This is a genomic window from Halovenus marina (genome assembly GCF_051414115.1).
Taxonomy (GTDB): domain Archaea; phylum Halobacteriota; class Halobacteria; order Halobacteriales; family Haloarculaceae; genus Halovenus; species Halovenus marina.
Window position 1 is genome coordinate 1,806,711 of the sequence record NZ_JBLKNZ010000001.1, and the last position, 14,812, is coordinate 1,821,522.

At 63.3% G+C, this 14,812-nt stretch carries 16 protein-coding genes; 12 read left to right on the forward strand and 4 right to left on the reverse strand.

The genetic code is table 11. The features are described 5' to 3' along the window. The first annotated feature begins 117 nt into the window (after window positions 1-117). The 3 genes from ACMGFL_RS09220 to ACMGFL_RS09230 all read left to right on the forward strand — a co-directional run bounded on the left by ACMGFL_RS09220 (window position 118) and on the right by ACMGFL_RS09230 (window position 3,374). The gene (locus ACMGFL_RS09220; protein ID WP_436935245.1) at window positions 118-2,130 is read left to right on the forward strand and encodes an AMP-dependent synthetase/ligase; all 2,013 of its coding nucleotides are present in this window, start codon (window positions 118-120) and stop codon (window positions 2,128-2,130) included. Window positions 2,131-2,227: 97 nt separating this feature from the next. Beyond that, window positions 2,228-2,902, forward strand: a complete 675-nt coding sequence (gene phoU, locus ACMGFL_RS09225) for a phosphate signaling complex protein PhoU (protein ID WP_436935246.1) — start codon at window positions 2,228-2,230, stop codon at window positions 2,900-2,902. Between the two features lie 67 nt (window positions 2,903-2,969). Then, window positions 2,970-3,374 (forward strand): universal stress protein, encoded by a 405-nt coding sequence (locus tag ACMGFL_RS09230; RefSeq protein ID WP_436935247.1) that lies wholly within the window; start codon window positions 2,970-2,972, stop codon window positions 3,372-3,374. Window positions 3,375-3,400: 26 nt separating this feature from the next. On the opposite strand, the gene radB is transcribed toward ACMGFL_RS09230, so the two are convergent. Then, window positions 3,401-4,090, reverse strand: a complete 690-nt coding sequence (radB, locus tag ACMGFL_RS09235; RefSeq protein WP_436935248.1) for a DNA repair and recombination protein RadB — start codon at window positions 4,088-4,090, stop codon at window positions 3,401-3,403. A 104-nt stretch (window positions 4,091-4,194) separates the two neighbouring features. On the opposite strand from radB, the gene ribH reads away from it, so the two are divergent. The 7 genes from ribH to ACMGFL_RS09270 all read left to right on the forward strand — a co-directional run bounded on the left by ribH (window position 4,195) and on the right by ACMGFL_RS09270 (window position 10,953). Continuing rightward, window positions 4,195-4,614: a 6,7-dimethyl-8-ribityllumazine synthase gene (gene ribH / locus ACMGFL_RS09240; protein WP_436935249.1), complete on the forward strand. Its 420-nt coding sequence runs from the start codon at window positions 4,195-4,197 to the stop codon at window positions 4,612-4,614. Continuing rightward, on the forward strand, window positions 4,607-5,764 hold the full coding sequence (locus tag ACMGFL_RS09245) for a pyridoxal phosphate-dependent aminotransferase (RefSeq protein WP_436935250.1): 1,158 nt from the start codon (window positions 4,607-4,609) through the stop codon (window positions 5,762-5,764). Before ribH ends, ACMGFL_RS09245 begins: the two co-directional genes overlap by 8 nt. A gap of 96 nt (window positions 5,765-5,860) precedes the next feature. Beyond that, the gene (locus tag ACMGFL_RS09250) at window positions 5,861-6,451 is read left to right on the forward strand and encodes a nitrous oxide reductase accessory protein NosL (protein WP_436935251.1); all 591 of its coding nucleotides are present in this window, start codon (window positions 5,861-5,863) and stop codon (window positions 6,449-6,451) included. Between the two features lie 106 nt (window positions 6,452-6,557). Next, window positions 6,558-7,364 (forward strand): sulfite exporter TauE/SafE family protein, encoded by an 807-nt coding sequence (locus ACMGFL_RS09255; protein ID WP_436935252.1) that lies wholly within the window; start codon window positions 6,558-6,560, stop codon window positions 7,362-7,364. Window positions 7,365-7,449: 85 nt separating this feature from the next. Continuing rightward, a complete protein-coding gene (locus ACMGFL_RS09260) occupies window positions 7,450-9,387 on the forward strand; it encodes a NosD domain-containing protein (protein ID WP_436935253.1) in 1,938 nt (645 codons plus the stop codon). Further along, on the forward strand, window positions 9,380-10,105 hold the full coding sequence (locus tag ACMGFL_RS09265) for an ABC transporter ATP-binding protein (RefSeq protein WP_436935254.1): 726 nt from the start codon (window positions 9,380-9,382) through the stop codon (window positions 10,103-10,105). The genes ACMGFL_RS09260 and ACMGFL_RS09265 overlap by 8 nt, the downstream gene beginning before the upstream one ends. Further along, entirely contained in the window at window positions 10,102-10,953 is an 852-nt protein-coding gene (locus ACMGFL_RS09270; protein ID WP_436935255.1) for an ABC transporter permease subunit, read from the forward strand. Before ACMGFL_RS09265 ends, ACMGFL_RS09270 begins: the two co-directional genes overlap by 4 nt. Window positions 10,954-10,992: 39 nt before the next feature. Here the strand turns inward: ACMGFL_RS09270 and ACMGFL_RS09275 are convergent, their stop codons facing one another. After that, window positions 10,993-11,511: a winged helix-turn-helix transcriptional regulator gene (locus ACMGFL_RS09275; protein ID WP_436935256.1), complete on the reverse strand. Its 519-nt coding sequence runs from the start codon at window positions 11,509-11,511 to the stop codon at window positions 10,993-10,995. A 135-nt stretch (window positions 11,512-11,646) separates the two neighbouring features. Here ACMGFL_RS09275 and ACMGFL_RS09280 point away from each other — a divergent pair, with 135 nt between their 5' ends. Together ACMGFL_RS09280 and ACMGFL_RS09285 are read left to right on the forward strand one after the other, a co-directional pair. Then, window positions 11,647-11,982 (forward strand): DUF7471 family protein, encoded by a 336-nt coding sequence (locus tag ACMGFL_RS09280; protein ID WP_436935257.1) that lies wholly within the window; start codon window positions 11,647-11,649, stop codon window positions 11,980-11,982. 83 nt (window positions 11,983-12,065) lie between these two features. Beyond that, window positions 12,066-12,620: a nitrous oxide reductase accessory protein NosL gene (locus ACMGFL_RS09285; RefSeq protein ID WP_436935258.1), complete on the forward strand. Its 555-nt coding sequence runs from the start codon at window positions 12,066-12,068 to the stop codon at window positions 12,618-12,620. A gap of 25 nt (window positions 12,621-12,645) precedes the next feature. On the opposite strand, the gene epsC is transcribed toward ACMGFL_RS09285, so the two are convergent. Further along, entirely contained in the window at window positions 12,646-13,509 is an 864-nt protein-coding gene (epsC, locus tag ACMGFL_RS09290) for a serine O-acetyltransferase EpsC (protein WP_436935259.1), read from the reverse strand. 56 nt (window positions 13,510-13,565) lie between these two features. Continuing rightward, window positions 13,566-14,726: a lycopene cyclase domain-containing protein gene (locus ACMGFL_RS09295; RefSeq protein WP_436935260.1), complete on the reverse strand. Its 1,161-nt coding sequence runs from the start codon at window positions 14,724-14,726 to the stop codon at window positions 13,566-13,568. Between the last annotated feature and the right edge of the window lie 86 nt (window positions 14,727-14,812).

Below are 14,812 nucleotides of genomic sequence, written 5' to 3' on the forward strand. Positions count from 1 at the left end.
GGTTCGCACTGAGCGACAGTCGTGCCGGGCGATATTTTGTGCCTTCAAAGGAAATAGATAGCTGAAAGGGTCTGGATCGGCACCTTGCTTTAATATTGAGGATACGTATGTGGTTTTATGGCATGGCAATCGGGCTCGGATGAGGGCATCCCCGACTGGAGAGAGGCGGAGCGAGACTACGAAGACGAACTCCGCGAACGTGGGACGATCCCCGAACTGTTCGAGGCGAGCGCACAGCGTCACGCAGACCAGCTCGCCCAGCTCTACAAGGGCGGCATCTCGAACCGATCGATGACCGCCTACGTGCCCGAACCGCCCGCCGGGGAGTACGGATCGCTCACCTACGGAGAACTCCAGGAGATCGTTCGCAACCTCGCCGCAGGCTTTCGGAATCTCGGGCTGGACCACGGTGACAGCGTGGGTATCTTTGCCAATACGCGCATGGAGTGGGCGCAGGCTGATCTCGGAGTGCTCGCGGCCGGTGGTGTCGTAACGACAGTCTACACCGACTCCTCGCCCGAGCAGGCGGAGTATCTCCTCGATGACCCCGGCGCGACGGGCGTCGTCGTGGAAGACGACGACCTTCTCGAGACGGTGCTGGCAGTCGAAGATGAGCTGGAGCTCTCCTGGATCGTGGTGCTAGACGAGACTGATCACGAGCGAGAAGACATTCACACGCTCGCGGAGGTACACGAAACCGGGAGCGATGTCTTCGACCCGGACCAGTACGCCGCATGGCTCGACGAGACGGACCCCTCTGACCTCGCGAGCATCATCTACACCTCCGGCACGACGGGGAGACCGAAAGGTGTCCGGCTGACACACTGGAACTTTCGGTCGAACGTCCACCAGATCCGCAGGCGTGTCGGCCCGCGACCGAGCCAGTCCGACCGGTTCAGCGTCGGCCCCGGGACAGTGAGTATCTCCTTTCTCCCGCTCGCGCACGTCCTCGAACGGCTAGCCGGGCACTTTCTGATGCTCGGGTCCGGCGCGACAGTCGGCTACGCCGAGAGTCCGGACACGCTTTCCGACGACCTCACGCAGGTCCGACCGCACACCGGGGCGAGCGTCCCGCGCGTCTACGAGCGCATCTTCGACCGCATGCGCACGCAGGCGAGTTCGGGGTCGCTGAGTTTCCTGACCGAACGCATCTTCGAGTGGAGTCTCGATGTCGCCAGACAGTACGCCCGGACCGACGACCCCGGCACGGTCTTGCGGGCGAAACACGCGCTGGCCGACCGACTGGTCTACAGCACCGTCAAAGAACAGATGGGCGGCAGGCTCGAATGTATGGTCTCTGGCGGCGGCAGTCTCAGCGAGGATCTGGCTCGGCTGTTCAAAGGGATGGGGGTACCGATTCTGGAGGGGTACGGGCTCACCGAGACGTCACCGGTCGTCTCGGTCAACACACCCGACGACGTGCGACCCGGGACGCTCGGCCCGCCACTGGAGGGGGTCGAGGTTGCGTTCGACGAATCGCCTTCGATCGGGACCGAACACATCGACGCCGAAGGGCGTGTCGGCGAGTTACTCGTTCGCGGTGACAACGTCTTCGAGGGGTATTGGAACCAGCCAGGTGCGACCAAACGCGCGTTCGTCGAAACAGTCCCCGGACACGAGGACAGAGACAGCGATACGTCGAAAGAACGGTGGTTCCGAACCGGCGACCTGATCGAGCAGACGCCGGACGGGTTTCTGGTCTTCCACGAGCGTCTGAAACAGTTATTCGTGCTCAGCACGGGCAAGAACGTCGCGCCTGGCCCTATCGAGGACCGCTTCGCGACGAGCGACCGCATCGAGCAGATCATGGTCGTCGGTGACGACCGGAAGTTCATCGGGGCGCTCGTCGTGCCCAACTTCGCGCGACTCAGGGCGTGGGCAGATGAACGCGGGTACGACCTGGCCGACGACCGGGAGCAACTGGTCGCGGATGAGCGCGTCGTCGAGTGGGTCAGCGAGGAGATAGGCCGAGTGAACGAGGACCTGGAACGTATCGAGCAGATCAAAGAGTTCGCGCTCGTTCCCGAGGAGTGGACCGCTGAAAACGACATGCTCACCCCGTCGATGAAGAAAAAGCGCCGAAACATCCTCAACAGCTACGACGGTCTCGTGGCTGAGATATACGAGTGAGGTCCTGAAGCGCTCGATAGTGCGGCCTCGAAGCCACGCCGCACGGAGAATTGCCCGGGTGACAACTTACATACGGGACGGGAACACACTGAGTGATATGCCGCGGAAAGATTATCAGGAGCGGTTGGAGGCCTTGCGCGAGGACGTCCTCTACATGAGCGAAATCGTGCTCGAACGGCTCCAGAAGGGGCTCGACGCGCTGGAACACAAAGACGAAGACCTGGCGTGGGAGGTCATCGAGGGCGACCACGAGATCAACGAACTCTATCTCGAACTCGAACAGGACTGCATCGATCTGATTGCGCTCCAGCAGCCAGTCGCCGGTGATCTGCGCTTTATCGCCGCCTCGTTCAAGATCATCACCGATCTCGAACGGATCGGCGACCTGGCGACGAACCTGGGCGATCACACGCTCGATGCGAGACAGGACATGTTCCCGGAGGTAGACATTCAGGCGATCGGGTCACTGACAATCGAGATGGTGGAAGACGCGATGGAAGCCTACGCCGAACAGAACAGCGATCGATGTTACGAGATCGCAGAGCGCGACGACGAGATCGATCACCTCTGTGAGCGTGCGTCTGAAACTGTCGCTCGCGACCTCATCGAACGCGAGAACGTGGAGTCACAGGAGGAGATCGACGAACTCATGCAGGACGTCTATCGGCTGTTGCTGACGATCCGTGACCTAGAGCGTGTCGGCGATCACGCCGTCAATATCGCAGCACGGACGCTGTACATGGTCGACTCCGACGACGATCTGCTGTACTAAATCGGGCGTGCTGGACGACAGGAGACGCACCGAAGCGACTTTGCCCCGGCCGGGAGTACCACATGATATGGACGAGATACTGGTCCCTGTCGACGGCTCCAGTGAATCGATGCACGCGCTCGAATACGCATTCGATCTGTTTCCCGAGCGTTCGATCCGGGTGGCACACGTGCTCGAAGTCGACCAGATCCCGGACCAGACCGGAGAGACAGCATTCGAGTACGCGGCCGAGCGTGCCGACGAAGTCCTCGCAGATGCCGAGGCAGTCGCAGCCGAGAACGACCGCGAGGTAGAGACCGTCAGACTGACCGGAAACGCTGGTAAGGCCATCGTCGACTACACGGAGGAGCATCCCGTCGACCACATCGTCATGGGGAGTACGGGTCGGACGGGCGTTCGTCGCGTGCTCTTTGGCTCCGTCGCGGAGACGGTGACCCGACGCGCGCCAGTCCCCGTTACAATCGTTCGCTGAACGCGCCTGCTATGCGAAGCGTCGCCCTATCGCGACTGTGACTCGGCGAGCCCGTCACCCGTAATCCGAAACTCGGCAGTCTCGCCCGCGGCTTTGGTGTGGTGTTTTTCGAGCGTCGCACGCCGGTTGCCGCCACGAAACCGGTCGAGTCGAAGGACGATTGCAGACCAGTGGTTCAGCGTGTGGCCGCCGAGGGCACGTGTCCCTTCGCTCTCCGGGTCGGTGTACACCTGATTCGTGATGCCGACCGCGATATCGTGTTTTCGCGCAAGTGAGAGCAGATGGGTCACCTGTCGAGCAACGTCGCGCAGCGCTTCGCCGTCTTCCTGCTGGGTTCGTTCGAGTCGATAGAAGCCGGTCGCGCTGTCGAGAGCGACGAAATCGACCTGGTCCGCGAACTCCTCGGCGTCCTGCACTGCCTCGGCCTGCTCGGCGAAATCGTGTACCTCGGTGATAATGATCCGCGAGGCAATCGTATCGAGGTCCGCCTCGGGATGAGCCTCGGCGAGTTGTTCGAGGCGCTCGATAGGCAGCCCCTCAGTGTCGATAAAGAGCGCAGACCCGCCGCGTGCGGCCGTCTCGACGGCGGCAGAGAGGACGAGGTTCGTCTTGCCGGAGGCTGGCGGGCCGTACACCTGTGTGACGGCACTCCGCTCGAACCCACCGCCGAGCAGGGAATCGAGCGGGCGACAGCCGGTCGGAATCGGATCGGTCACTACGTGCGTTTCAGTTGCCATCGCATTTAAGGGGTGGGCATCTGCGAGCGTCCGGCAAAACCCAGAACGGTACATCTTTTAGGACAGCAGACTCCGGTCACAGTATGGTACAGCTCGGGCTCGTCGTCGCCCAGTTCAGCAAGGAGGGGGAGATCCCACAGCGGATGGCACGGCGTGCGCGCGAGGCGGCAGCGGACCGCGACGCGACTATCGTCGACTCCATCGACGTTCCGGGGTCGTACGACACGCCGCTGGCCGCGGACAGACTCGCGCGCCGCGACGACGTGGACGCGGTCGCAGTCGTCGGAGCCATCGTCACGGGGGACACCGACCACGACCAGGTGATCGCGAACGCGGCCGCCGAGGGGCTGACACAGGTGAGTCTCGACCGAGACACGCCGGTCACGCTCGGAATCACTGGACCGGGGATGAGCCAGGACGAAGCGCAGGCCCGAATCGACTCGGGCGCACAGGCAGTCGAAAGCGCGATCGAACTCGCAGGAGCACTCGACAACCATGACTGAACTCACATTCGCAGACCGTGTACAGCGCGTCGAACCCAGCGCCACGCTCGCCATCTCGAACAAGGCAGCGGCGCTCGAAGCCGACGGTGTCGACGTCGTCGACCTCAGCGTCGGCGAACCCGACTTCGACACGCCGGAGAACATCAAAGACGCCGCCAAGGAGGCCCTCGACGCTGGCAAGACGGGCTACACCACCTCGCAGGGGATTCCGGAACTTCGGGAAGCTATCGCCGAGAAACTCGCTGCCGACGGTCTTGGCCATCACGGCCCGGAGAACGTGATGGTCACGCCCGGCGGCAAGCAGGGACTCTTCGAGATATTCCAGACGCTCATCGACGACGGCGACGAAGTCGCTTTGCTCGACCCAGCGTGGGTCTCCTACGAGGCGATGGCGAAAATCGCGGGCGGAACGCTCACGCGAATCGACACGGCGAAGTACGACTTCCGTCTCGAAGACGCGCTCGGTGACCTGCGCGGGGCCGTGTCCGACGACACCGAGTTGCTCGTGGTCAACACGCCGGGCAACCCCCACGGGACGGTCTACTCCGACGCCGCGCTCGAAGCGGTCCGAGACGTTGCGGTCACCCACGACGTGACGGTCATCTCCGACGAGATCTACAAGGAGATAACCTACGACGGCGTCTCGATGACGAGTCTCGGCTCGCTCGATGGCATGGCCGACCGAACCATCACGCTCAACGGCTTCTCGAAGGCCTACGCGATGACTGGCTGGCGACTCGGCTACTTCGCCGGTCCGGAGGAACTCATCGACCAGGCGGGGAAGATTCACAGCCACTCGGTGTCGTGTGCGGTCAACTTCGTCCAGCACGCGGGCATCGAGGCGCTCGAACACACCGACGACGCAGTCGCGGAGATGCGCGACGCCTTCGAGGAGCGCCGCGACATGCTGCTCGAGGAGTTCGCAGACCGCGGCGTCGACGTCGCAAAGCCCGAGGGCGCGTTCTACATGATGCTTCCCGTCGCGGAAGACGACCAGGCGTGGTGTGAGGAAGCTATCGACGAGGCACACGTCGCCACGGTGCCAGGAAGCGCCTTCGGCACGCCGGGCTACGCCCGTATCTCCTACGCGAACAGCAAAGAGCGTCTGCAGGAGGCTGTCGAGCGTCTCGACGACCACGACCTGCTGTAACCCGAACCTGCGACCTGTCCATTCTGCCTGTCGTGAATACCGGCGTTCGACTCTCGTACCCGAACGGGCTTTAGCCGACAGCAGCGATATGAGATAATGAGACGGAGACGACTGCTTCAGGGCGCAGCAACCGTGGGAACCGCTGGACTCGCTGGCTGTCTGTCGATGTTCGGATCGGATAATGGGGAGCGACCGGACCCGGTCGACCTCTCCGGGGGCAAGTTCGACGACCAGGGTGGTATGGAAATTGGTCCACACGGCGGCGCGAACGGGCAGATATTCTACGAGAACGAGACACCGTCCGAGCGCGACGGCGGCCCGTTCTGGTTCCACACGCTCGTCTTTGGCTTCTTCCCGTTTTACTTCGACCGGCGAAACCGGGGCTGGGAGACGACAGCGATGTACGTGACCGACTTCTCGGCCGTCGAGTACGAGGTGCAGAAACGCGACGGGACGCCGACGATGCCCTCGCCGACGGCACCCGACACCTTCGGGGACGCGAGCGAACTTACCTACGTCATGGACAGTTCCGTGCGGGGCGGCATGGGGCCGGGCCTGCATCCGTTCTCCGACGAACAGGACGCGGACGCCTTTGTATCCGAGTACGGGGGCGAACCGGTCGCGTTCGACGACCTCACCCCGGCCGTGGTCGAGCAGATACAGGGGTCTCAGTCGATGAGCCGATGACACACCAGATGATGGGAATCGAGATACGACTTATGTGTCCAGAGACCCTCGCGGGAGACATGGAGGTCACGGGCCGGACGCCACCGCCGTCCTCGGGTGATCAGCGATGGCGGTGACGCCCTTTGGGGTCGACGTGGCGCTGTTTTTCGTCATCGGTCTGCTCGGCGGCGCACACTGCATCGGGATGTGCGGGCCGCTGGTGACGATTTACGCCGACCGGATGACGCCACAGACCGACGGCGGCACGGCCACCGCGGGGCAGAACCGGCGAGGGCACCTGACGCTCTATGAAGTGCGCCAGCACGCGCTGTTCAACGTCGGCCGGGCGGCGAGTTACACGCTCATCGGCGTGCTCATGGGCGCGCTCGGGAGCGTCGTCTTCCTCGGACTCGGTGAAGTGACGGCAACGGCAGAAACGATCCGCGGCGTCGTCGGACTCGGAATCGGCGCGATGGTGATGGTCATCGGCGCGTACTACGTCGCTGGCCGCATCTCGGTCGGGATGGGGCTGCCGGGCGCACAGCGCGTGACGGCGAAACTGACTTCGTGGGTCGACAGACTGGTGAACGGCCCCGGAATCGTCGGACTCGGTGCGGTCCACGGGTTGCTTCCCTGCCCGATCCTCTATCCGGCGTATCTGTACGCCTTCGCCAGCGGATCCCCGGTCGCTGGTGGGGTCGCGCTCGCTTCGCTCGGGGTCGGAACTATCCCCGCCGTCTTCACCTACGGTACGCTCATCGACAGCGTCGGCGCGACCCACCGACGGCGGCTTCACCGAGTGCTCGGGGTCGCCTTTCTCGCACTCGGATACATCCTGCTGGCTCACGGGTTGATGTCGATCGGAATTCACATCCCCCATCCGATGCTCCCATTCTGGGACGGCGGACTTGGGATGCCCGGCGGCAGTCACTAGTCGCTGAGACGACGGACGAACGACGACAGTACGATTCGGGAGACGTACCAATTAGCGTAAGTTCGCCGGACAGCTACTGACAGTCGTGTCATCGCTCGCCCGGATGCTCTTTCGCAGTCCGACCGTTCGGTACGCATTTCTGGTGTGTGCGGCGACAGCGCTCGTGCTCGGCGGCGGTGTCCTCGTAGTCGATGCTGGGACGTCCGACCCGGATCCGGTGGCGTTCTCGGAGACGACGGACTTGGGCTTGACGGCCCAGCAGGAGACGATACGCCACAACGAATCCATTCGGATGCCGCGAGTGCAGGTGTTTTACTCCCAGTATCAGTACGTCGTCGGCTACCACGGCGTCGAGCAGGCAGTCACGCAGTTCCAGCAGCCAACTCACGAACGGCAGTTCGGCTATCCGACCGTGGTGTACGTGACTGGCTACGACGAGACGGGCGTCGCGTTGACCGACTCGAATCGATTGCACGTTTCCTCGGATCCGGAATGGGTCGACGCGACTGACGCACACTTCGTGGTCGGCAGCGATGCGCGGTCGGCAACCGGTGAGACGGTCGTCCCGTTCGCAGACGCCGAGCGGGCACGGGAGTTCGCTGCCAAACACGGCGGGCACGTCCACGACTGGGAGCGCGTGCAGTCGCTCTCGTTCGACCTGCAGAGCGGGTCAGCAGTCAAAGCGGACCTACCCGACAGACACCGACGCGCGGACCGACGCGTCGAGAACGTCCAGTCCTACAGCGAGCGACCTGTCTCGACTGTCGTCGGTGACGACGCGCGGACAGTACAGGCTGCAATCGACGCAGCACCGCCGAATACGACTGTCCTCGTTCCATCAGGAACGTACGAGGAAACAGTCGAAATAACGAAGCCGCTGACACTCCGGGGACAGAACGCGACGCTGCTCGGTGACCGGAACGGAACCGTGGTGTCGGTCAGCGCCGATGCAGTCGAGATCAGCGGCTTCGACATCGCTGGCGTCGGCGACACGCTACAGGGCGAGTCCCTCGACAGCGGCAGCGAGTGGGACAGTCGGATCCAGTCGGGTTACGGAACCGGCGACGCTGGAATCGCGGGGAACGGGTCCGCGAACCTCTCGGTCAGTGACGTTCGCATCGAGACGCCAGCAAACGGCGTCTTACTCCGGTCGTCGCCGGGAACGGTCGTCGAGAACGTGACTGTCAACGGGACCGAAAAATGGGCCGAGGGGTTCATGGGCGTGATGGCGATGAACTCACCGGTGGTCGTGCAACACTCGACGTTCCGGGGCGGTCGGGACGGAATCTACCTCCATCGGTCGCACGGAACCGTCATCAGAGCGAACACGTTCCGTGAGAATCGTTTCGGGGTCCATCTCATGTACACCTCCGAGTCACTCGTCGCGAACAACGTGGCGACCGGACAGGGACACGCAGGGGTCACGATCATGACGTCACCGACGCGAAACGCGATAGTGGGCAACTGGATCCGGAACGCCTCGACCGGCATCCTTCCTGCTGGCTCTCGGTCGTACATCGCAGAGAACGTCATCGCGTACAACGACCGGGGAATCACGACCAGCGCGAGTCAGTCGGTCTACACGCGAAACCTGCTGTACGAGAACGACATCGGGGTCCAGTCGGGGTCGATACGGCCCTCGAATCTCGTCTTCGACAACGACTTCGTCAACAACGACGAACACGCCGAAGCCGGAATCGGGCCGCTGCGAATCTGGACGTACGAGGGGACCGGGAACTACTGGTCCAGCGTATCTGCGTCCGCGAGCCATCTCGACCAGTCGTATTCGCCGACGGACGTCCTCCAGAGCCGACTGCACCGAACTGATGGCGTGCTCACACTGACACAGTCACCGGTGATGCGCGCGCTCAACGCCGTTCGCGACCAGTCGCCGGGGATACGACAGGGGGAAATTGTCGACACCGCACCGCGAGCACAGCCACATCACGAGAACGTGATCGCAACCCTCGACCGTGGCGTGTGGCCACCGGCCACGACACAACCAGACTCTACAGATGACTGACCGAACGGTACTCGAACTCGACGACGTCGCGAAGTCCTTCGGAAGCGTGTCGGTACTCGAAGACATCACCATGGAGATTGCGGCGGGTAGTCTGACGGCCATCGTCGGCCCGAACGGGTCGGGGAAGACGACGCTTCTGCGCCTGCTCGCTGACTTGCTCGACCCGACTTCGGGATCTGTCACGTACACGGGGACACCGACGTTTCGGCAGTTCGGTTACCTGCCACAGCAACCGGCCTTCCGCCCGGGATTCACCGTCAACGAGACGATGGAGTTTTACACCGCACTCGTCGGAGACGACCCGGATTCGGCACTCGCTCGGGTGGGGTTGGACGATGCCGGGTCGCGCCGCGTCGAGAACCTCTCGGGGGGGATGACGCGCCTGCTCGGCATCGCACAGGCGACGGTCGGCGGCCCGCCAGTCGTCGTGCTCGACGAGCCAGGAAGCGGCCTCGACCCGGGGATGCGAACCCGGGTCGCGGCGGTGGCCGCCGAACTCGCAGACGCGGGCGCAGCGGTCGTGCTCTCCTCGCACGACCTGGAACTGGTCGAGGCGCGGGCCGACCGGGTAGTCGTACTCGAGAGTGGATCCGTCGTGGCGGACGGGTCGCCCGAACAGCTCCGAACCGGATACGACGAACCAGACCTGTCTGCAGTCTTCGACGCCGCCGTGACGGGTCCTGAAAGCGTCGTCGAAGTCGCGGGGGTGACCGAATGAGTACAGAAGCGCAGTCGGGCGATGCGAGCGAGCGAGTATCCAGCGGACAGCGCCTGCAAGCGGTCGCCGTTCGGGAACTGATCACGGTGGTTCGGACGCGGTCGTATCTCGCCTTGCTCGTGCTGATCGCGCTCGTGGTCTTTACGATTGCACGCGCTGGCGGTGGGCCACAGAGCGGGTATCTGCCGACGGTGACGGACATCAGGGCACCGGTGGAGGTACTCGTACCGGTCGTTGCCGTCACCGTTGGCTATCGAACTATCGTCGCAGATGTCGAACGGGGCGAACTCGACGTGTTGAAGACCTATCCGCTGCCCGCGTGGGCGTACGTGCTGGGCGTGTACGTCGGCCGCGCGCTCGCGGTGACCGTGTTGGTCGGCCTGCCGCTTCTGGCAGTCGGCCTCTACGTCGCAGTCACCGCCGCGCCACAGACCGACGTGATCGCGACACACGCCGGTGCCGATTCGTTCGTGCTGTTCGCCCGATTTCTCGGCCTCACGGTCGCCTTCGGCTGGGTCGTCGTGGCGATGTCGCTCGCGGGGTCAGCCATCGCGTGGTCGCTCCGGAGCGCGATGGTGATCGGCGTCGTCGTTCTCGGAGCGGTCGTCGTCGGGTTCGACCTGCTGCTCGTGCAGGGCGTCGGAAGCGGCGTGATCGACGAGAATCTCGTCGCTGCGCTCGCAGCCTCACCGACCAGCGCCTACCGCGGGTTGGTCTTCGAGTCCGTGTTGTCGACGGCACTCACGAGCGAGACCCAGCACGGGTCACTGATCGCGGGGGCGACGGGGTTGCTCGGCTGGACGGTGCTCTCGCTGGTCGGTGCGACAGTCGCCGTTCGGCGGCGGTGAGACACGCGTCAACGAGCGTCAAGAATGGACCAGCGACGGTCAGTCCGACAGCAGGTCGTCAGTGAGACGGGTGAACCGGTCGACGAGGCGGTTCGCGAGGCTCGGTTCGACCTCACGGAGCAGTCGATACACCTCTGACCGGTCGGTCAGTTCGACGACCAACTGGTCCCCAGCCTCAGACGACTCCGTGCGCTTGCGAACGATGTCGTGTTCGATCAGCGTCGAGAGGTGCCACTCGGTCGTACTCCGGGCGACGCCGACGGCGTCGGTGAGTTCTGACGGCGTCTTCTCGCCACGAACGAGTTGCACGAGAATCTCTCGGGCCGTCTCCCGGCGGAGCATGGCGATGACGCCACGCTCCCACTCGGAGTAGGTCGGCGGATAGAAGTGTGTCCGCCCGCAGATGTCGGCTCGCTCGACCCGACTGTTCCGTGTGAGTTTCCGCAGATGGTACTGCGTCTGCCCGGTCGCGATATCGAGGCGTCTGGTGATATCGTTGAAGTGGATTCCGGGCTCCCTGTAGACGCATTCACGGATGCGGGACCGAGTTTCTGACACGGGATATCTCCTATCTCAGCTAGCAAAATCAGAGGGAAAAGCCTGCCGTTTGGTCCCGGAAGGTGAGAACGCGTTTCGTGTGTTTACCGAGCTGTACCCCACGATTCTTGTCACCCTCGCTCCTATGCGGGGACGATGACCACCGCCGTCGTTCTCTCGGCAGGTAACTGGCCCGGTGTCGAAGGGTCGGTTATGCTGGGCTGTGTCATTCTGCTCGCTGCGGTCGGCACTGGATTGCTCTTTCTCGTGAGCGTTTTCGCCTACCGCCAGCGCCGCTCGCGACGATATCTACTCGTTACAGTCGCTGTCGGCGCGCTGTTCGTCCGGTCGATAGTCGGGATGGGAACCGTCTCAGGTGTGGTTCCGATGACCGTCCATCATCTGGTCGAACACAGCTTCGACTTTTCGATCGCTGCACTGATCCTGTATGCAGTGTATCAGAGCGGCCCACAGCACTCACTCGATGAGTGAGACGATTCGATGGGCGCACCAGATTGGATTAGTAGACCGGGGTCTATCTGTCGATAATGCACCGACGGCGCTTTGTGCGTTCGGTGGCTGGTCTGAGCAGCGTGGCGCTGGCTGGCTGTCTCGCTGACGGACAGGACACCGAAGAAGGGGAAGCGACACCCACAGCGTCGAACACCCCACAGGAATTTGCCGACGTGCCAATCGACGAGACGGCGGAGGCTCCCGAGGGCATCACCTGCGGCGTCTGTCACATGCCACCGGCCGAGTATCCGGAGGCGAACGCACAGACGACACACGGCGACGGGAGCAGGCAGTTTTTCTGCAGCCCCGGCTGTGCGATAACGTATCACACACTTCCCAACGAGTTCGATGCGCCAGCAGTACACCGAACGTGGGTCCGGGAGTTCCCGACGCGGGACCTGATCGATATTACCGACCTATCTCTCGTCTTGAACGAACTCCCAGAGCGAGGGATGGACCCGATGCGAAATCCAGTCCCCTTTCGCAGTCAGTCAGAGGCTCGCTCGTACGTGCAGCGATTCGACGACCTCGACGAAGCGGACATCGCGGCCGAAGCGGACCTGAACAGATCGATCGTTCTCAGGTATCGTGACTGGTACGTAACGCGCGACATCTGACGGTTCGTTACGTGGCTCGCGGCGGTCACTTCTGCTGCTTTCGTTCCTGTTCCGGGTGGTCACTGACGTAGACACGAGTGTCGTCGGGGATGCTCTCGGTGACCCACGAGTTCGCACCGATACTCACCCGGTCGCCGATCGATATCGGTCCGAGCACCTTCGTTCCGGCACCGATGACGACGTGGTCACCGATGTCGGGGTGTCGCTTGTAGCCCTTTCGCAGCATGTGGTCGTCGTCGCTGTCCTCCTCGAAGTGGAGCACTCCGAGCGTCACGTCCTGATAGATCCGCACCCAGTCACCGATGGTCGCAGTCTCGCCGATGACGACGCCGGTCCCGTGGTCGATGAAGCAGTACTCACCGATGGTAGCGCCGGGGTGGATGTCGATCCCGGTTTCGGAGTGGGCGTGTTCGGTCAACTCGCGTGCGTACTCCGGCGCGCCCTCCTCGTAGAGGACGTGTGCGACCCGCTGGGTCAAAAGTGCCTGCAGGCCGGGATACGAGCGGATGATCTCGAGGTAGGTCTTCGCCGCCGGGTCACCACGATACGCAGCGGTCACGTCGGTTTTCAGCACCGCGCGGATGTCGGGCAACGCGTCGAGCGCGGCGTCGACGATCGGCGTCGGCGACCCGTCCAGATACGGGTCGATTCCGGTCGCAAACAGCGAACCGAGATCTGACAGATACTCCTCGACAGCGGTCGGACTGGCGAGCAACGACTGGGCATTCCAGCAGCGCGGAAAGAAGAGTTTCCGGAGCAGTTCGATATCCGCACGTCGATGCCAGCGCTCGGGGAACGCCATCTCCGGGTCCGTCGGAAACGGCGCCTGGTCGTCTGCGTAGGCGTCACACAGGCGCGTGTGGGCGTCGCCCGTGTACCGATAGTCCATACCGGGATAGAGCCAGCGGATTCTCTTAGGCGTTCCCGATCACGACCGTCTCGCTCTCACGAGTGGTGTGCCCTGAGCGTCTCGTGAATCCCGAGTACGAGCGCTGGCACGACGAGCATAAACAGGTGTTCCTCGATTGGGATCCCAAACAGGTTGTGCCCGGTGCGCATCGTGATAGCGAAGACGCCCACCTCCAGCGTGTACCAGTCCCAGAGATACGCGACCGGATACAGGACAGCGATGGTCCGAGCGGCGCGCCAGAGCGCACCGGCACGATAGAGCAGTCCGAACGCGACCGCTCCGAAGCAAATCTCCGTGACGAGATAGGTGTACCGTCCGAATATCGTGATATCCGGAAGCCCAGCACCGGAGAGCGGTCGAAACCAGACGGCGACGAACAGGGCGGCGAGAAAGACGTACGCGCCCCGGATCAGAAGCATCGTCGCGATGTCCGGCCGCGCCCGTCTCGCGACGAGCGCGATACTACCGAACGCGAGCGCACCTGCTGGCGCTGACGGCGGAAAGAGACCGTCGACGGTCCCCCAGAGAACGCCTACGAGACCGGCGAACATGAGCGAAACAGCAAGCGTTCGGGCACGGTCAGGGCCGAGCGCAACCGAGACTGTCCGCTTTTCGATCGAGCGGTCGTAGTCGTAATCCTGCTCGTCGTCGATGATCTTCACGCCAGCGAGCACCACGAGAAAGACGAGCGAGAAGCCGAGGATAGTGGCTGTCACCGCAGTCGTCTGGACGTAGAAGCCACCGAGAATCGCGAGCGCGATCCCGGTCGGATAGCCGAGCGTCGTCGTGACCGGGTTCGTATCGAACTGGGGGGCGTGCAGAAAGCCGATGACCCAGGTCGGGAGCGTGACGAGTGCCGCCCCGGCACCGACGAGAACGCCGAGCGCGAGCGTACAGGCGGCAAAGGCGAGGGTCGCCCCGACGAGCGCGGCCCGACAGCCACGGATCGTCATCGGGTGGTCGTCGTCCTCGCCGCGTCCGTAGAAGTCGACGTAGCCGTCCTTGACGTGTGCGGTGTAGACGGCGAAGAATATCGCGCCCATGTGGACGACCCCGACCGAAATCGTAAACTCACCAGCGACGGCCGCTCCGAACCACGAGGCGGCGAGCGGCGGAAGCATGAAGACGGGATGCACCTGAGAGAGGAGCGCCTCCAGATCAGCACGTACGCCGCGTTCGCCCCGTGCGATTGCCATGCCCTCACAAGGGACTGGTCACGATTAATTCTGTTGGAGCGTTCACAGATAGCTGTACACGGCGGAGAGCGTCAGTGCAGAGTGCC